The sequence below is a fragment of the Vibrio penaeicida genome (genome assembly GCF_030689305.1).
Classification (GTDB): Bacteria; Pseudomonadota; Gammaproteobacteria; order Enterobacterales; family Vibrionaceae; genus Vibrio; species Vibrio penaeicida_B.
The window spans coordinates 105,226-123,723 of sequence record NZ_JAUYVM010000014.1 but is presented as its reverse complement, the minus strand read 5'-3'; the positions used below and the strand labels follow the sequence as shown (position 1 = coordinate 123,723).

At 44.5% G+C, this 18,498-nt stretch carries 17 protein-coding genes; 2 read left to right on the top strand and 15 right to left on the bottom strand.

Translation table 11 applies throughout. The features are described 5' to 3' along the window. Positions 1-91: 91 nt before the first annotated feature. The 3 genes from Q8W40_RS20300 to Q8W40_RS20290 all read right to left on the bottom strand — a co-directional run bounded on the left by Q8W40_RS20300 (position 92) and on the right by Q8W40_RS20290 (position 2,933). Positions 92-1,063 carry a TRAP transporter substrate-binding protein gene (locus tag Q8W40_RS20300; RefSeq protein WP_305399795.1) on the bottom strand — a complete coding sequence of 324 codons (972 nt, stop codon included), beginning with the start codon at positions 1,061-1,063 and terminating at the stop codon, positions 92-94. Between the two features lie 55 nt (positions 1,064-1,118). After that, complete coding sequence (locus Q8W40_RS20295) at positions 1,119-1,940, bottom strand: putative hydro-lyase (protein ID WP_305399793.1); 822 nt, start codon at positions 1,938-1,940, stop codon at positions 1,119-1,121. Between the two features lie 96 nt (positions 1,941-2,036). Next, positions 2,037-2,933 (bottom strand): LysR family transcriptional regulator, encoded by an 897-nt coding sequence (locus Q8W40_RS20290; RefSeq protein WP_305399791.1) that lies wholly within the window; start codon positions 2,931-2,933, stop codon positions 2,037-2,039. Positions 2,934-3,201: 268 nt separating this feature from the next. Here Q8W40_RS20290 and Q8W40_RS20285 point away from each other — a divergent pair, with 268 nt between their 5' ends. Continuing rightward, on the top strand, positions 3,202-4,713 hold the full coding sequence (locus Q8W40_RS20285; protein ID WP_305399856.1) for a PTS transporter subunit EIIC: 1,512 nt from the start codon (positions 3,202-3,204) through the stop codon (positions 4,711-4,713). A gap of 135 nt (positions 4,714-4,848) precedes the next feature. On the opposite strand, the gene secF is transcribed toward Q8W40_RS20285, so the two are convergent. The 4 genes from secF to Q8W40_RS20265 form a co-directional block, all read right to left on the bottom strand. Further along, positions 4,849-5,742 (bottom strand): protein translocase subunit SecF, encoded by an 894-nt coding sequence (gene secF / locus Q8W40_RS20280; RefSeq protein WP_305399789.1) that lies wholly within the window; start codon positions 5,740-5,742, stop codon positions 4,849-4,851. Between the two features lie 9 nt (positions 5,743-5,751). Next, complete coding sequence (gene secD / locus Q8W40_RS20275) at positions 5,752-7,575, bottom strand: protein translocase subunit SecD (protein WP_305399787.1); 1,824 nt, start codon at positions 7,573-7,575, stop codon at positions 5,752-5,754. A 155-nt stretch (positions 7,576-7,730) separates the two neighbouring features. Then, positions 7,731-8,192: a hypothetical protein gene (locus Q8W40_RS20270; protein ID WP_305399786.1), complete on the bottom strand. Its 462-nt coding sequence runs from the start codon at positions 8,190-8,192 to the stop codon at positions 7,731-7,733. 141 nt (positions 8,193-8,333) lie between these two features. After that, positions 8,334-8,984: a LysE family translocator gene (locus Q8W40_RS20265; RefSeq protein WP_305399784.1), complete on the bottom strand. Its 651-nt coding sequence runs from the start codon at positions 8,982-8,984 to the stop codon at positions 8,334-8,336. A 234-nt stretch (positions 8,985-9,218) separates the two neighbouring features. Here Q8W40_RS20265 and Q8W40_RS20260 point away from each other — a divergent pair, with 234 nt between their 5' ends. Next, positions 9,219-10,103: a DMT family transporter gene (locus Q8W40_RS20260; RefSeq protein WP_305399782.1), complete on the top strand. Its 885-nt coding sequence runs from the start codon at positions 9,219-9,221 to the stop codon at positions 10,101-10,103. A 25-nt stretch (positions 10,104-10,128) separates the two neighbouring features. Here Q8W40_RS20260 and Q8W40_RS20255 read toward each other — a convergent pair whose 3' ends face one another. The 8 genes from Q8W40_RS20255 to Q8W40_RS20220 all read right to left on the bottom strand — a co-directional run bounded on the left by Q8W40_RS20255 (position 10,129) and on the right by Q8W40_RS20220 (position 18,183). Next, positions 10,129-12,234, bottom strand: coding sequence for a peptidase domain-containing ABC transporter (locus Q8W40_RS20255; RefSeq protein ID WP_305399780.1), 2,106 nt, complete (start codon positions 12,232-12,234; stop codon positions 10,129-10,131). Between the two features lies 1 nt (position 12,235). Further along, complete coding sequence (locus tag Q8W40_RS20250; protein WP_305399778.1) at positions 12,236-13,474, bottom strand: HlyD family secretion protein; 1,239 nt, start codon at positions 13,472-13,474, stop codon at positions 12,236-12,238. Positions 13,475-13,541: 67 nt separating this feature from the next. Next, complete coding sequence (locus tag Q8W40_RS20245) at positions 13,542-14,528, bottom strand: MvdC/MvdD family ATP grasp protein (RefSeq protein WP_305399776.1); 987 nt, start codon at positions 14,526-14,528, stop codon at positions 13,542-13,544. Between the two features lie 21 nt (positions 14,529-14,549). Continuing rightward, positions 14,550-15,584: an MvdC/MvdD family ATP grasp protein gene (locus Q8W40_RS20240; RefSeq protein ID WP_305399774.1), complete on the bottom strand. Its 1,035-nt coding sequence runs from the start codon at positions 15,582-15,584 to the stop codon at positions 14,550-14,552. Positions 15,585-15,693: 109 nt separating this feature from the next. Continuing rightward, the gene (locus Q8W40_RS20235) at positions 15,694-15,951 is read right to left on the bottom strand and encodes a microviridin/marinostatin family tricyclic proteinase inhibitor (protein WP_104398651.1); all 258 of its coding nucleotides are present in this window, start codon (positions 15,949-15,951) and stop codon (positions 15,694-15,696) included. Positions 15,952-16,339: 388 nt separating this feature from the next. Further along, complete coding sequence (locus tag Q8W40_RS20230; protein WP_370693411.1) at positions 16,340-16,621, bottom strand: microviridin/marinostatin family tricyclic proteinase inhibitor; 282 nt, start codon at positions 16,619-16,621, stop codon at positions 16,340-16,342. Continuing rightward, positions 16,593-16,826, bottom strand: coding sequence for a microviridin/marinostatin family tricyclic proteinase inhibitor (locus Q8W40_RS20225; protein ID WP_101111712.1), 234 nt, complete (start codon positions 16,824-16,826; stop codon positions 16,593-16,595). The genes Q8W40_RS20230 and Q8W40_RS20225 overlap by 29 nt, the downstream gene beginning before the upstream one ends. A gap of 415 nt (positions 16,827-17,241) precedes the next feature. Further along, on the bottom strand, positions 17,242-18,183 hold the full coding sequence (locus Q8W40_RS20220) for a porin (RefSeq protein WP_305399770.1): 942 nt from the start codon (positions 18,181-18,183) through the stop codon (positions 17,242-17,244). Positions 18,184-18,498: the final 315 nt, after the last annotated feature.

The window sequence follows — 18,498 nt, the reverse complement described above, 5'->3', positions numbered from 1 at the left end:
CTGAAAAACCCCACAGCAATACTTCGAAGTATTAGGTCTACAGACCCTAGTTCAAAGAAAGGCCCTGAAAACAGAGCCTTAAGGTAATGTATTATTGGTTATATCTGTCTAGCACCGTTTTTACTTCTGAAGGCGCTTCTTGCTGCCATTCTTTCGTCATGGTGACGCCAATCTCTTTCAGCTCAGACAGCAATTTCTCTGATGGTTGCGTTACTTTGATACCGTTGTCTGCAAGGATGGCTGTATCACGAGCTTCTCGCTCTACAACGAGATCCCATGCAGATGTTTCTGCTTTTTCAGCCGCCGTCAGAATGCTCTTCTGGGTGTCTTTATCTAGGCGTTTGAACGCACGCTTGTTTACAACAACGAAGTTTTTAGGAATCCATGCTTTTACTTCTGTGAAGTGGCTTAGATAATCCCATGCTTGCCCATTTGCGCCTGTTGATGGAGAGGTGATCATCGCATCAATAATACCGGTGCTGAATGCTTGCGGAATGTCCGGTAACTGAACAGTAGTCGGTGTGGTATTCATTAAATCAGCAAGGCGCGATGTGGATGGGCTGTAGGCGCGCATCTTACTGCCTTGTAGATCGGCTAACGATTGAACGGGTTTCTTCGTGTAAAGGCTTTGTGCTGGCCACGGCACGGTGTACAGAAGCATCAACCCTTCTTTGCTGAGTTGCTTTTCAACTTCTGGTTTAGCGGCTAACCATAGCTTCTTGGCTTGGTCGTAATTGGTCGCAAGGAAAGGAATGTTGTCGTGTTTAAAGATTGGGTGCGTGTTTCCCATGATTCCGATGAACACTTCCCCAAGCTGAACTTGGCCAGTGCGCACTGCGCGTGGAATCTCAGGGTGTTTCATCAAAGAGGCACCAGAATACACCGTGATATCGACGTCACCATCGGTATAGCTTTTGATGTCTTTCGCAAACTGATAAGCGATTTGAGTAGGTAAGTGACCATCCCCGTAAGGTGTTGGCATGTGCCACTTAGCGGCAATCGCATTGTGAGCGGCTAATCCACTGATAAGTAACGTGGCTGCGGTTTTTGCTATCCATTTCATGATGTTAATCTCCATTTATATCGCTTAATTAGTAGCTTAAGTAATAGCTGATCAGCTACAGCACTGCCAGTTCATCGTTTAGGCAATCTGTGATGAGCATTTTTCCGGGTACATGGGTGATCGCAATGGGGGGTTTTGCATTGGCGATCGCCACTTGCGGTGTTACGCCACAGGCCCAAAAAATAGGAAGTTCGTGTTGGTGTACGTCAACGGCATCGCCAAAGTCAGGTTGCGATAGGTCTTCGATCCCTATGAGGGCTGGGTCGCCAATGTGAACAGGGGCGCCGTGTGCTTTAGGCAAGCGAGAGGTGACTTGGATAGCGCGGATCGCATCTGATGCCACAAATGGGCGCATGGACACCACCATATTGCCGTGAAACCGACCACTTGGCGTGGTTTGAATATTGGTTTTGTACATAGAAACATTGGTTTGGGATTCGATGTTTCTCACTGTAAGCCCAGCGCGCTCAAGTGCATCTTCGAATGAAAATGAGCATCCGAGTACAAACGTGACAAAATCTGACTGCCAAAGGCTGTTAATGTCGGTAACGGTTTCTGCGTGTTCCCCGTGTCGAAATACCTTGAACTCTGGCACATCCGTTCTTATGTCGATGTCTTCACCAAGATCGGACAACAGAGGATGCCCGGGCTGAGAAACGGCAATTAACGGGCAAGCAGCAGGATTGTTTTGGCAAAACCGTAAAAAGTCGTTTGCCCACTCTTGCGGCAGTATCACGATATTGCCTTGAACCAGCCCAGAGGCGACACCACTGGTTGGCTGGTTGAATTTTCCAAGTCGGATTTTTTTTCTTACTTCAGAGGCTTGAGTAAGTAACTGAGTCTTATAGGCTGAAGGCTTAGAATATGTGTTTGGCATTTCGCAAAGCAGTCCATTGTTAAAGAAATGTAACGCAAGTGTTGCTTTGTAAGTGCATAAAGTCCAATTATGGTTTTTTACTTACTGGTATAAATTTTATTTATCGCCCTGTTCAAAGTTCTCTGCCACTTTCACCGCAATCTCTGCGGCAAGTTCAGCCGCACTGTTAAATGCAACCGAAGGATACGAAGCGGTAAAGGCTAAAGCAGAGGGTTCCCAGTGAGCATCCAGTTTTTTGAGTATCCCGCGTTTAATATCGGACGAGACTGTCGCCAGTGGCAAAGTGGAAATGCCAATTTGATCTTGGGTGAGCTTCAGGCAGGCAGACAGTGAACTGGACGAGAAAAAACGCGCGGGGAGCCCATCTATCTGCATGAACTTTTCACTGATCTCGGAAAAGGGTTGCGTGTTGCGAGCGTATGTAATGATCGGGTATTGAACCATTTCTTCCAGCGATAAAGTTTTATCTGGCAAAGGTAGGTCGGTGCTCGCCACCCATACCAATGGAAATTGGCAAAGGTCGTGATTTGTGATCCCAGGTTCGGGAACCGGCCCCATTAAAAAAGCCAAATCCAGTGACCGATCAAGTAAGCTATTCTTCAAGTTTCCCGTGACATCAACCGTCATATCGACATCAAGGTTAGGCAGCTCATGATGAAGTACTTTGAGAAAATCGGTTAGCCAAGTATGCGCAATGGTTTCAGAAACTCCCAAACGCAGTGTCCCTGAAAGTAATCGGCTGATGTCGGCACGTTTGTGCATTTGTTCCGCCATATACAGCATTTTTTCAGCATAAGGTAATAGGTCTTTACCTTGGGCTGTGAGAACAACGGGAGAAGCGTCTCTGTCGAACAGCTTTACGCCCAACTCTTCTTCCAGTCCCGCAATTCGGGTCGAAATTGCTGGTTGGGTGGTGAACTGTTGTTCCGCTGCTTTACGAAAACTACCGAGAGTTGCCACCAACACAAATGTCTCAATACGCTTGAAATTCATTACGCGTTCCTTGCCCGTTTTTTGCTGCATTAATGCCCTTAAGATATATCCCTAGTGACCCAGAGATGCAAGGTTGGTGAGCGTTATTTGTAAGTGTCTATTTACAAAGTACTAACAATTCTCTACTTCAATAATTCTTCAGATTCGTAAAGTAGCTCTTGAACATTATCTCCAATAACCAATAACCAATAACCAATAACCAATATCTATCGATAACCCGTTTTATCGGTCAGAACTATAAGGAACAACCATGACAACTGAAGCTGCGATGAAGCCTAATAAAGGCTCATCCCCCTTTGCGTATCTCATGAAGGGTGTATCAAAACTTTCTACTGTTGGGCGCGCGTTGATGCTCCCAATTTCTATTTTGCCAGCCGCAGGTTTATTGCTTGCATTCGGTGACAAGCTTGGCATTCCACTCATGGTTGGCGCTGGGGATGTCATTTTCAGCAACTTGCCATTGTTGTTTGCCGTTGGGGCCGCGGTTGGGCTTTCAAAAGAGTCGGGTATTGCGGGTCTGGCGGCAGTTGTCGCGATGCTGGTGATGAACATGACTATTGGTGTGAGTGCGGGCGTGACCCAAGAAATGGCACTCGAAGGCGGAGCGTACGCTCTGGTATTGGGCATCCCTAGCTTACAAATGGGGGTATTCGGCGGTTTGATAGCGGGTATTCTCGCTGCGTCCATGTATAACCGATTCCATGCAATTCAATTACCCGCATTTTTAGGCTTCTTTTCTGGTAAGCGATTTGTCCCTATTGTGACGGCTTTGGCAGCGTTTGTACTTGGGCTATTGCTGCCTAACGTGTGGATGCATGTTCAAAGTGGGATTGACGGTTTGTCGAGTGTTGTTAACGGTGATAACCAAGCGCTTTCTACCTTCATTTTTGGATTCACAGAGCGCGCGCTGATCCCATTAGGCTTACACCACATTTGGTATCCGTCTTTCTGGTTTACGTTTGGTGAATTCACAACGGAAGCTGGGCAAATCGTCAATGGTGATCAGGCTATCTGGTTTAAAATGCTGGCGGATGGTGTGAAGGATTTTGATTCTGCCACGTATCAAGGCGCAGGCAAATTCATGCAGGGTGAATTCCCACTTATGCTTTTTGCATTGCCCGCTGCCTGTTTAGCCATGTACCACGAAGCCAAAACCAGCCAGAGAAAATACGCTGCAGGTATCCTATTTTCAGCAGCCCTTACTTGTTTCCTAACCGGAATTACAGAGCCGGTTGAGTTTGCGTTTATCTTTATTTCGCCGTTGCTGTATTTGTTCAACGCACTTTGTACGGGCTTCGCGTACATGTTTATGTACTTGCTGGATGCTCACTTAGCCAAGTCTTTCTCGGCTGGATTTATTGATTACATTACACTTGGCATTATGCCTGCCATGAACGGGTTCGAGACGAACTACTTTGCGGCGGTGTTGGTTGGTGTGCCAATGGCCGCGCTTTATTACGTGGTTTTCCGATTCACTATTCGCAAATTCAATCTGCAAACTCCGGGCAGAAGCGAAGAGGCGAAAGAAGAATTAGATTTAACCGACGAACAGCTGACTAAGCTGACATTGGACTTCCTTGGTGGCAAAGAAAACCTGACGTCTGTAAGTGCGTGTATTACCCGTCTTCGTCTTGAAGTGGTGGATACCAAACTTGTAAACGCCAAAGGCTTGGAAGACATTGGTGCAATGGGTGTGATTAACGTTGGTTCCAATGGTGTACAAGTTATATTTGGGGCAAAAGCCCAGTTTATTGCTGAACGAATCAATCGAGTGAATTGAGCCAGTCACTCTCCCCCTCCCTTTAAATTGTTCAGTGCCCCGTTTGCCACGGGGCATTTTTTGTTAGAAAGCCTTTATTCTTTAGAACCCTTTTATTAAAAAGCGTTTACCATAAAGAGCAAATTAAACAGACTCTTAAGGGTTGGTATCCATCTCTGCCGGAATGTAATGCTTGGCTTTTAACTCGCACATTTCCGGAAACACAGTGGCGATGGAAATGGACGACCAAGTGCCCGATACAATACCGATGAACATGGCGCTGGCGAATCCTTGAAGTGGGGAACCGCCCATCAGCCAAAGTGACCCAACTGTCACAAGCGTTGTGCCAGACGTTACCATAGTACGCGAGAAGGTGCTGGCTACGGCGGAGTTGATAACGTCGCTGGTGGACCAATTTGTTTTCACGAGTATTTGTTCGCGAATGCGGTCGGCGATGATGATCGAATCATTCAATGAATACCCCAAAATCGCTAAAATTGCTGCGAAAACCGTGAGGTTGAATTCCTGCTGTGTCAGTGCAAAGAAGCCTAAAACCACAATCACATCGTGAAATAGAGCGAAGAGCGCCCCGCTGGCTAAACGCCATTCAAATCGAAAACACAGATACGCCATAATGCACAGCATGCTGATGAAAATCGCCATGCCACCTTGATCGAACAATTCATCTCCAACCTGTGCACCTATCATGCTACTGCTGATGATCTCAGCGTGGTTGTCGAGTTGAACCAGCGATTGATTCACTTGCTCAATAGACGCTTGGCTCTCTGCCGAGTAGCGCAAGGTCCATCGACCTTCTTCTCCACTTTTGACCATCGAGAGCGTGTCACCCACCACAGGGCTAAGTGCGTTGTTTAAGTCTTGTTGGCTAAGGGTAGGGGATACTCTAAATTCGCTCACCATACCGCCAGTAAAATCCAAACCTAAGTTCAAACCGCGAGCGGCAATGAGCCCCACCGATAGAATGACCAATACCAATGAAAATAGCCCCGTCCAGCGACGAATGTTTGTCATGTTTTTATTCAGATTCATGATGCGCTCCTAAACTCTGACGTTTTGGCGGGCATCTTGCCCCCAAATCATATTGATGATGGAACGAGACAAAAAGATGCCGGTAAACATACTGGTTAGAATGCCTAAACCAAGTGTTAACGCGAAACCTTGAACCGGACCATTACCTATTGAGTACAAAACGACTGCTGTGATTAACGTGGTAATGTTGGCATCCATTATCGTGCTAACGGCACTGTTGAACCCAAGATGGATAGATTGAGCAAAGCTTCTTCCTTCACTGAGTTTGTCTTTTATGCGTTCGAAGATTAGTACGTTTGTATCTACTGCCATACCGACCGTTAACACTAGCCCAGCAATGCCCGGTAACGTTAAAACGGCACCCGGAATCAGAGCAATCAGACCAAGTAAACACACCATATTGCAGAGCAACGCAACGTTGGCTACCCAGCCAAGCCGCCGGTACCAGAACGCCATGAACGCCAAGGTTAAACTCATACCCAGTGCAAGAGCGGCAAATCCGTTCTCGATATTTTCAGCGCCTAATGTCGCGCCAATGGATTGCTCTTCCACAATTGTGACAGGCGCGGTTAAAGAACCTGCCCTCAAAAGTAAGGCTAATTCCTGTGCTTCTTGTGTGGTGCCCGCACCGGTTATTTGAAAACGAGTACCAAGCTGGCTTTGAATCGTCGCGATGCTGATGACGGTATCTTTCTTAGTTAAATTGCCTTGTTTGTCTGTGATGTATTCGCTAAACAGCGTTGCCATCGGTTTACCCACGTGAGTGGCAGAAAAATCGCTGATTTGGTTCCCGCCAGCAAGATCGAGCGAAATGTTCACTACTGAGCGGCCCATTTCATCGAGCCCTGCGCGCGCATCCGTGATGTGTTCCCCTTGCACAACTGGCTTCGCGACCAGCCTTACGTTGTTACCATTTTCTTCCTTAGCGTTAATGATTCTTCCAACGGACGTTTCGGATTGCACTTCGTGGAATGCCAAACTCGCCGTTGCGCCAATCACGCTTTTGGCTTGAGAAGGATCTTGAATTCCAGGCAGTTCAATTCGAATATAATTATCCCCTTGGCGCTGAACCGACGCTTCCGTTATACCCAATTCCTCGATACGAGATCGTAGAATCGTTAAGTTTTGTTTTAGGGTTATCTCTTTGAAATCGAGCCATTCTTTTTTCGGAAGAGATAAGGTGACACTGTTTAAGTCGTGGTTTTGCTGCCACTGAGGAAAAGCATCGCGAAGCTGTTCACTGAGCTGGGTTGTCGCGTTATCGTTGCGAGTTTTGAATGTGACACCTTTTTCACTCGACGCGTGAACTTGAATGCCTCGAATGTGCAGCTTTCTTGCCGTGGTTTTTATTTCATCGACCAGCGCTTGCTGCTTTTCAGCTAGGGCAGTATCAACATCGACTTTAAGCAAGAATTGAACACCACCTCGCAGATCTAATCCAAGGTCGACGGGCGCAAATCCAAGTTCAGAAAGCCAAGCAGGTGCAACCGACTGGTACGCCAATGTGAGTTGAGATTCTTTACTCAATAAGGGCTTTAATAAATTCTTTGCTTGGGTTTGGTCATGTTCGTTTTCAAATAAAATAGTTAACTGAGTGTCACGTTGCGTGACTTCTCTTACATCAATATTGTGCTGCTTAAGCTGCCGAGCAACTGTATCAAGAGACAGCTCGTTATGGGTTTGCTCAATCAATAGAGCAGGCTTGTCGCCGTACCATGATGGGAGTGCGCTTAACGCAAGTAAGACAATGGCAGTGAAAAGCACCACGTATTTCCAGACGGAATAGTGGTTTAAACGCTCTGGCGCTTTTGCGCGAGTACGTGAAGATGACATAGCGATTCCTCAATAACCTGAGTTCAGGTTCATGAATGCTGAACGAAAAGATCGATCAGCGACGCCAATAGATTTAAAAATCTAAGGTTGGCGCAAAACTAAAATAGCGGTGTGCGACGCAGAAACGTCGAGACTTTACTTGGACAGTATTGAGGTTAGCTGTCGCGGCTTAACCGGACATACAGTAGGTTTGAATCTTTCCAGCCCGATATTCTGTGCGGGCTCGTGCCTGATGCTTTTTCCGACCAGAGTACTGAAGGAATAACAGGAGAGAAATACAGATAACTTGGTGGTAGATCTTCGCCACCGAGTTGGGCAAGAAGTTCGTAATCTGGAGTTGGGAATACTCTTTCTTGATTCCACGAAACAAATCGAGACGATGTTAAAAGCCCATCAGGAATATGCTGAGTATGGGAATCAGCGGTGCCTTTTTCTAACTCGATTTGCAAGTTGGCTTCGGTTTGAAAATCAGTAGAAGGGTGAGATGGAGTCTCAACAGAGGATTGCGCCGCATATTCAGCGTTTTGCGATAGCCAGCCACCGTTCTCCGTTTGAGCAAACACGGTATGGCTGAAAGTAACCAGCAGAGAAAACAGCAAGATTGCCCAGGTTCTCATTGATGATTATCACTCTATTGATTCAATTCGCCGATAGTATGCCTGTTTAGCGAATGTCACAACTAAAAAGATCTAAATTAAACACCCAGTCAGGTTGGATAAATGACGTTACGGCTGTGTGGTCATGTTCAATGATTCGGTTTAGCGATTCGCAGTAGCAGCCAGTGTGATACCTGCCCCTATGAATGTGGTACCAAAAATTCTAGAAAGTTTTCGCGCTGGCAGTGTTTTGGTCGAACGGCGAATCAATTTGGTACCCCAATAGCCATATACCGTCAAACACACCATGGAACAGCCAATCAGTGTGCCGACCAACAATGAAAACTGAGCGATAAGAGGTTCGCTAGGAACGATAAACTGCGGGAACAATGCGGTCGTAAACACGATGGCTTTAGGGTTAGTGAGCGCCACCATAATACCTTGAAAATACAAATTGGTTTTGCGAATACGAGAAGGGTCATCAGACAGCTCAAACTCGAACTGAATACCTTTCTTCCACATTTTCCAACCCATATAGATAAGGTATAACGCGCCGATGAATTTAATGGTTAGGAAAGCGGTGGTCGAGCTGAGAACTAATGCACTTAATCCAAGCACGGAGCAAAGCGACATGATGAACAAACCAGTAACGTTTCCTGCCAGTGCAAGTAAGGCGTGCTTAAACCCTTTGCCGAGTGAATGCGTCATGATGAGTAAAATCGCAGGGCCAGGTGTTACTGCGGCGAGAAAGGCAATCGATAAAAATGCGAGCCATTTTTCTATTGGCATAATGCCCATAAATAGAAAATCCATTTTCTTTCTCCCTGATCATCCTATGCGCTTACTTAATGGTTGATACTACCTCAATTCAGTTTAAATATGTCACCAGTTATTAAGCCGATGCCTAATAGGCAACTGTTTAATTCGAAACGGTAAAAGAAAAGAAGCTGTAGCGGATCGCCATTATCGGAACCGCAATTTGATTTGTAATTGTGTTTTTTATCAACCTAATACACAGTGGCACTTCATCATAAGAAGGATACAGAAATGACCGCAGCCAGCTTTTTACGATTACTATGCCTTGCCGCAGTTTGGGGGGCGTCTTTTCTTTTCATGAGAATTGCCGCAAATAGCTTTGGCCCTGCTTATTTAATCGAATTTAGAGTGCTGTTTGCCGCGATGAGCTTGCTGCTGGTGTCTGTTTTTCTTAAACGTCGGTTGATACTTTTTCAATACCCTAAGCATTTTCTGATCATTGCGTCTTTTAATACGGCTATGCCGTTTATGCTTTTCGCCTATGCGGCCCAAACATTGAATGCATCTACCTTGTCTATTTTAAATTCTACAGCGGTCATTTGGGGCGCGGTGATTGCGTATTTTTGGCACAAAACGCCTTTGTCACTCAAAGGGGGATTTGGCTTAGTGTTAGGTGTGTTGGGCGTCGCCGTGTTGGTAGGTTGGGATGCCGTCAATATTGGCGAGGAAGCGACGTTGCCGATTATTGCTGGAGTCATGGCCGCATCTTGTTATGGGGTAGCGACTAACTACGCCAAGAATGCGCCTAAAATTTCATCGTTCGATAATGCGCACGGAAGTATGTGGGGTGCCGTGATATTGGTGCTGCCTTTATTGCCTTGGCTGCCGATGCCTGAGACACCTACGGTATTTGAATGGTCGTCGGTCGCGGTACTGGGTGTGTTGTGTACAGGTTTGGCGTATCTGCTGTACTTTCGTTTGGTCACGGATATAGGGCCCGCTTCTACACTTTCTGTGACTTTTTTGATTCCGTTTTTTGGCATCTTATGGGGATATTTAGTGCTGGGTGAGCCGATCGGTTTTAATACAGTGATTGGCACCATACTGGTGGTCAGCGGCACGATGTTGGTAACAAGCTTCTCACCGAAAAGCCTGTTACGTCGTCAAAGAGGTTAGATAGCTCTAAAGAGGCTAAATAGAACTAAAGTTCACTGATGTTGACCACTCTGTCTGCACTTTTGATGGTTTCTGGGCGGTGGGCGATCATCACGCGAGTAAACGGCAGCCCTTTGATGTGCTCATTGATTCGGCCTTCGTTTTCAACATCCAAATGGCTGGTGGCTTCATCTAAAAACAAAATCGACGGGCGATGGTAAAGAGCCCTAGCCAGTAATAGCCGCTGAGTTTGACCGCCAGAAAAATTGGAGCCCATATCCGACACTAAACTTTGGTAGTTCATTGGCAGTTTGATGATGTCTTCATGGATGCCAGCCATATGAGCGCATTGCATCATCATTTGGTGGTTGGGTTCAGGTGTAAAAAAGGTAATGTTTTCCTCAACCGATCCGGTAAGCAGTGTGTCGTCTTGCATCACCGAGGCAATCCTGTCTCGGTAGCTAGAAAGCCCTAAATCTCGGATATCTTCCCCATCAACCAGTATTTTCCCTGATGTGGGCTGAAGCAAGCCAAGCATTAACTTCATTAATGTTGATTTACCACACCCAGAAGGGCCCACCAAAGCAATGGATTCACCGGCAGGTATCGTTAGATTCAGATTTTGGATTATATAGTCGTCATTTTCAGAATATTTGAACGACAGATCGACCAGTTCAACATTGCCACGCATTTGAGTTAAATTTCGCCCTTTCTCGCGGTGAGGCTCTTGTTCATGTAGAGCAATATCGGCAATACGGTCGAGGTGCAAGCGAAGCATTTTAAATTGAATGACTTGTTCTATCAGCATTGACATGCGAGAGGTTAATTGCTCTTTGTACGCCAAGAACGCAAACAGCATGCCAATGGTCATATCCCCACTCATTACCGCCATCGCCGCAAGGAAAATGATGAAGATATTTTCTAAGCCAAACAGCAATTGGTTTACAGATTCAAAGCCAATACTCAGCTTGCCCAGTTTGATGTCTGCATTAATGACAGAGCTATAGCGATTCTGCCAAGTACTTTGACGCATGGATTCGGCATTGAAAAGGCGGATGGTTTGAATGCCACGCGCCGTTTCTAAAAATTGGCTTTGCTCTTTGGCTTTCGCTTCAATGGATGTTTCCGTCGCCTGTTGCAGTTTACTGTATAACGCGAGGCGAACCGTGAGGTAGGCAAGAACCACACACAAGACAACAGCGGTCAGAAATGGGCTATAGGCGAGCATGACTGCCAGAATAGCGATAGACATGATGCCATCCACAATGGTTTCGACTAAGCCAGTTGTCATCCTCTCGCGCACTTGATTGAGGGAACCGAAGCGAGAAACCAAGTCTCCAATGTGGCGCGTTTCAAAATAGCTCATGGGTAAACGCAGCAAATGGCGAAGTAGGTTAGCACCCATTTGTAAGTTTAACTGGCTGGATAATCGAAGGATCAACCAACTTCGAATCGCTTTGGTGATGATGTTAAACAGCAAGAGTAAGCTAAACCCCGCCGCCAGAACGATCAGCAATGTATCATCGAAACTGACCAGTACCTCGTCCACAACCAGCTGAATGTAGTAGGGACTAAGCAACATTAAAAATTGTAGAAGAATCGACAAAAATACCAGCGTGGATAATGCTTTTCCAAGCCCTGAAACCCTCGTCCATAATTGGCTGATGCCCATTTTTTGGCGTGCGTCTTTCTTCTCAAACTCTTTTGTTGGGATCAGCTCAATGGCGATGCCCGTGTAATGTTCGCTGAATTCCGTTAGAGATAAAACACGGGTACCCGACGCTGGGTCATTAATGGTGATGGTATTCTTTTTAACGCCAGTGACCACCACAAAGTGGTTGAGATCCCAATGCACAACGCACGGTAAAGTCAGCTTTCCGACGTGCTCCAGTGGGCATTTTAGTGCTCTTGCAGCTAACTGCATTTTGTCGGCAGTTTGAATCAGCTGTTGGACGTTGATCCCTTTCATTCCGGGCGAATAAAATCGGCGCGCGGCTGGCATATCAAGTTTATACCCATAATAGGAAGAGACCATCGCTAGGCAAGCTAAGCCACATTCCGCGGCTTCAGTTTGCGAAATCATGGCGACTTTTCGGTTGCCGGAATACTCCAGTAGCTCAGTAATATGAGGCTCTTTCTCGGCGTGATCCATATTAAATCTTTCCTAATAATCCGTAGACAGGTTCAAGTATCCAGCCCATGATGCTGCGGCTTTCCAATAAAATATCCGCTTCCAAAAGCATCCCGTTTTTGAGGGGAATGGATGTACCTTCAAAATCGACGTGCTCTTTTTCAAGTGCGACTCGAATTCGGTAAACAGGCTCGCTGATGGGTAAAGGGGTTTCCCCGCTTTGCAAGAGTACTGTGTCTATATGTGAAACCTTGCCACCAAGGTAGCCAAAGCGTTGATAGGGGAAGGCGTCTAACCGAAGTTTGACCTCGTCGCCTTTCTTGACGAATCCAGCCGACCGCGTGGGAAGAAAAAGCTCCGCGACTAATTTCGCGTTTTCAGGAATAAGGCTCAGCATTAATTGGTTGTCGTGGACGGTTTCACCCGTTACTACGTTTATGCCTGTTGCTTTGCCTTTTTCATTGGCCGCCAATACGTGAATGGCGTTACCTTGTGCTTGGCTGAGCTGTTGCCGAATCGAGGATTTTTGTTGTTCTAAATCCAATACGTTCAGTTCGTGCTGTTTGGGCAGAATCGCCAAGTCTGACTGCAAGGTGTTTCGAGTCTTTCGCAAATCCAGTTCATTGGCGATCACTCGTTCTTGCTGGGCTTTGATCTCTATCAGCGCTTCTTTTTGTGATTGAAGATCCAGAGCGGAAAGGTGCCCTTCTCGGAACAGTTTTTGGTGCTGCTTTTCACGCTCAGTTTGAAGTTGGTATTTCTCTCGTATGAGTGCTTTTTGGGTTTCAATGGCGGCAAGTTGGCGGTCTATGTCCGTAACAAGCACTTTCTGCTTATTGATTTGTTGAGCATGAAGGTTGTTTTGATACTGGATTTCTTGATTGATGTACTGATATTGCTTTTCAAATTCTTGAACAACGGTTTGGTTAAGGTCGAGCCCGTTGGCCAGTTTGTTTTTGGAGCTAATGGTGATCAGAGGTTCGCCTTTCTCAACTTGCTGACCTTCTTGGATATGAACCGTTTCGACGATGCCTTCGCGTTGCGAAAAGGATTTGATAATGCCTTTATCTGGCAAAATATAGCCTTGTACCGTCTCTTTTCGACTGTATTCGGCGTAATTCAGATATAAGCCCAGCAAGGTGACGGAAACGAAAAGAATGGTCACAATGAGATAGATAGACAAAGGCTGCGCGAGCAACACATCGCCGTGGAGTCGTTGTTTTTGGGCGTCAATGACAGATTGACGATACAGCTGGCTCAAAAAATCTCTCCGGTATTAAGAATGCCCGAGCACGGTGATGTTCGGGCAGAATAAGGCAAAATTATGGTTATCGGCCACCGGATACCAAGTTTTGAGCAATGGCTTCACAAATGCCTAGCTTTTGGTATATGTCCATCCAGTAGAATTCACCGCATGGGTTGATTTCTAGGAATTTGTATTGGCCATCTGGCGTTAAAATAAGATCTGCCGCGCCATAGTTTAGCTTGAGCTCTGTCGCGAGACGGATCAGCTTATCGGCTTCTTCTTGCGGCAACTCAAATGGCTGCCATTTATCGAGCGTGTAGACACCGCGCTTACGCCAATCGGTTTCCATTCCTTTCATAATATCGGGGTCAATGGATGCACAGTAAACCTGATTGCCAACAACGGTCGCACGCAACTCAACATCTTTAATGACATGTTCTTGGAACACCATTGGGCACAGGTTTAATTCTTCCAGTTTTTCTAAGTGTTCTTCTTCTACTTTGTTGGTAAAAACCACTTGCTCTACATCATCATTCCAAACCGAAAAGGCGGTTTGCATCTTCGTGATAATTTTACCGTTGTTATCAGCGAAGAAATCGCGCACTGCTTCTGGCGAGTTACTGGTGAGTGTATTGGGTAGGTTCAACCCCACTTTTCTTGCCAGCATCAATTGGTATTCTTTATTGGATGCGTGTCGTATGTCCCAGTAATCATCAAGTTTGTAGCACTCTAGACTGTCGAGATAACCTAAAATGGTTCGCTTGCTTTCTTCAGCTGAAGGTTGCTTGAGCTGCATGTCCATGTCGGCAGGTAAGCCTTTCGCTGGATAGAATCGGCGATACCAAACGGCCAATATCTCGTCACCTTTGACGACATCGCCATTTTCCGTAATGAGCGTACTCTCATTGCCTTTATTATTCTGATGGGTGGCAATTTGCACCTTAGTTGGAAAGAGATCCGTATTAAAACGCACTGGTACTACACCAGCTTGTTTCAGCAGTTCGGAAACGGTATCAATACTTTGATTGTCTTTCGAATGAGTAATGATGAGAACTTTATTTTTAGTCATACTTGTACCAGCTGTTCCTTGCTATTGACTGTATTTAATAAGTGTTTGGGCGATCTGTTTAGAAATAGGCAGGTCTAATTCTGCCTCTAACATTCCCCATTCACCCGCAGGGTTCACTTCTAAGAACTGATATTTGCGAGTCGTATCTAATATGATGTCAATAGCGCCAAATTTTAGATTCATAGAGTCCATGAAAACGCGCAACTTTTGTACGAGAGATTCAGGGATATCAGTGTGTTGCCAATTGGATTGCGTTGGCGTCGCTTTTCGCCAGTCGAGCAGTTCTTTTTCATCATTACTGCTCAAATTCACTTTAGCTGGGAAGCAATGTCCATCGACATAGGCTATGCGTAACTCCGCTTGTTTTTTCACTTGTTGCTGAAAAATCATGGGAGAAAAGCGCAGCGAGTCGAGATCCGCTAAGTGAGCTTCGGTTACTTTCGATGTGTATACAAACGCAGGGGGTTTACCCATGGAAACGGTTAATGGCGTGTGCATTTTTGCGACAATGTCGCCATTGCACTGTTTATAGAATGTTTTTACTTGGTCTGGAATATTGGTAAATAGCGTTGCAGGAACGTCGAGTCCCGCTTTTTTTGCCATTCTAAGCTGTAGCCATTTATTTTCTCCAGCCAGTTGCGTGTTTGGGTGATCAAGCCAGAAAACATCTTCAAAACTGTAAAGTAAAGACTGCTTAATGCACTCAGACTCACGTGTTGCTTGGGCTAATACGTCTCCCTCTAGCGCGGAAGATAAATCGCTGACTCTGTTTTTTCTATGCCATATCGCGCCAATATTTGACTCGTTAATAGACCAGCCTTCCGTTGAAATCAGTGTATCAACGTGTGTCTTTTCCAAATGCTGCTCTTCTGAACTCGGAGAGTCAAAAGGGAGGGTTTGTAAGCTCCCACCGATTTGAATATTCAAGGGGAATTGATCGCTGTTTAAGCGAACAGCCTCTACACCCGCTGTCATTAGGTGTTCTGTTACCCAATCTACGGGAAAGGTGTCCTCAGAATGAGTGATGCATAGGATACTTTTGTTTATTTTCTGCATAATCGTTCTTTCAATATCACCCCCAAATTTTTGGGGGTGAGAGCTTAGAGGTCATGTCTAGGAACTGGATAGATGTTCTATCGAGTATTACCTAAACCCGATTTGGTATTTACCAAGTCGGAAATACAATCGCTGTACCTTCGTCATCATCAGATGGCGCTTTACGAGTTGCGATTTCAAATCCTTCATCGTCATCTGAAGGGGCTTTACGAGTTGCAATTGCAAAACCTTCATCATCATCAGATGGTGCTTTTCTTGTTGAAATACCACCAAAGTTAATAGTACCACCAGAAATTTGGTTCGCTTCTTCTTCAGTTAGTGTGTCTGCTTCGATAAAATTATTAAAAAATGGAGTGTTCTTACTCATTTGTATGTTCCTTTTTAATTTAATTTAGTGCCGTTAATTGGCGTTTTTATGTGAACACTATTACGTCGACGAATTAGCAGTATCTGCCGTTCACCTTTTAAAACATACATAAAAGCAATTACTTATAAAATAATAATATTTCTATTAGTTAAATAAATTCTCATAAATGAGACTAAAGTTAACTAGAATTAAAATTATATTTCACCCCTGAATTTTGACCGTGATTAAACTTATTTTATTTCATGTAATAACTGATTTAATTTGAATTAAGATCTATTTTTAATCCGTATGATTATTATTTATACACTGTTTTATTGTAAATTACCGATTGCTAAAATATTCACCTTACATAAAGCAAGGTGAATATTGATTATAAAAATGGCCTAATTTAACGGTCGAATTTGATTTCGACACCTTCATCATCGTCAGAAGGGTATTTCATCGTCACATCAATTGGTCGAATACCAATATCAATTGGCTGCCCTTCATCGTTATCCGAAGGGTGCTTCATTGAAACATTGATACCTGCAAAACCACCCGAGCACTGAGTCGTTTCAGTGTCGTTTAACTCTTCAATTTGTGACTCGATAAAATGATTAAAGAAAGGAGTGTTCTTACTCATGTCTTCTTCCTTTAGCTTATTAGAACGATGGGAAGTCGTTGCCTTCATCGCTGTCGGATGGGTGTTTCATTGTTACTAGGTCGCCTGGCTTAAGAACGAACTCTAGGCCTTCATCATCATCAGATGGTGCTTTCATTGTTACGACTTCAAAATCGCCAATGAAACCACCCGCACATTGCTTAGTTTCTTGAGCGCTTAGCTCTTCGATTTGAGATTCAATAAAGTTGCTGAAAAAAGGTGTGTTCTTATTCACTTTTCATTCCTTGTTAAAGTTTGTTTACAATTTAAGTTTTTAATTATCAATGAGATAATCGTTGATATAAGTATCAAGGTGAGTTTTTTAAAACAAACATTTAACAAGGCTTGGTGAGGAATATCAGTGAGAATACGAGTCATTTCACGAACGACACTGATAAATCAAAGAATAAGCCTGGGTTCAAGATCTAAGACCGTTGGTTCGATTTGTGAACCTGAAGTGAGGGAGGATTGACCGTTTTAAAGAAAATAAATAATAAAATGCATAGAGTGCATAAAAATTCACGTGAAAAATGGGGCGTATCATTGTGTGAATTTAAAATATGCAACTGGTTTTTTATCTATAAAGATAGCAGTTAAGTGCGGTGTTACTTGGGGATAGAGTCAGCCGTGAATGGCTGACTCTATTTTTTTTAGAAATCGTAACGTAGACCCATTTGAAGCTCGTTATCTGCATCTTTTATCTGGTTGATACGATAACCGGCATAAGTCCTCAGGTGTTCGTTAAAGGTATAAACCGCTTCCAGAGCAAATTCATCCACAGTGTCGGTTTTTGAGGAGTCATTTTTCTGGGCATTGTACGCGCCTACAAAGGCAACTTTCTCGAGTTCGTATTTAGCCATCAGTTCATAACCAATAATGTCATTAAGCTGGCTGCCAACAACACTTTTACTCATGGTGTAAAGACCCGCAAAACTAAGATTGTCGAACTGCACTTCACCAACAAAGTTGAATTGATTTTCGGTTTCATCGCCTTGCTTTTGGTTTACATAACCGGCACCGATTCTAAACCGTTCCAAACTGTAAACCGCAGAGATACCATAGCTGTTTGTACTGTCGTTATTATCTTTATCGGCGAATATGTAGTCACCAGATACAATAAGCTGATCGAACGTGGTTTTGTAGACTAGCGTATTTTCTCTCTTGTCTTTATTACCATCCACAATGTCGGCTGCTTTTGCTCCAAATGTGGCTAAGGTATCGGTGAAGTTGCTTAACATGACTTGAGATGAATCTTGTTTTCCGTAAGACACAGAACCAAACTCGCCCTTAACACCAGCAAAGTAGTAGCGATTTGTTAAGTCTTCTTCACCAGAGAGTTCGGCTTCGTATTTTCCAAAGCCTGAAAATTGGTCGGTAACAGCGGATTCACCGGATAAAGATATCCGCGCGCGGCTGATGTCTTTAAACGCGCCTTTATTACCCGTTTTATTGGCGTCTGAAATATTAAAACGTCCTTCAGCGCGTCCTCCTAAATCTAATACCGTCCCATCTTTTTCATAAATCGTTACCGCGGAAGCAGAAGATAGAGTCATAGCCGAAAGAATTGCTGTTGCTAGAATAGCTTTGTTCATGTCCTAGTCCTTTTAATCTCTTTTATAAGAGGTAATGGGTAAGCTCACTTTCCCTTGTGAACAGTCAAAGGAAGTTTCCAATAAGTTGCCACCGTTCGTGCTAGATCCGCACTGTGCTTAATATTGCTTGGGTGCATCTGGAATATTTTGAAGCGTCTCTACACATTGATTGCGTGAATAAAGAATGAAAGTGCAATGAGGTTTTTGTAGATAGTGTGATTTTTGATGGTAAAAAACAGGAAATGCTAATGTACGTAGTAAAATATACACCCATATACCATATGAGTTAGGGTGAAATGTGAAGTTAACGTTAGA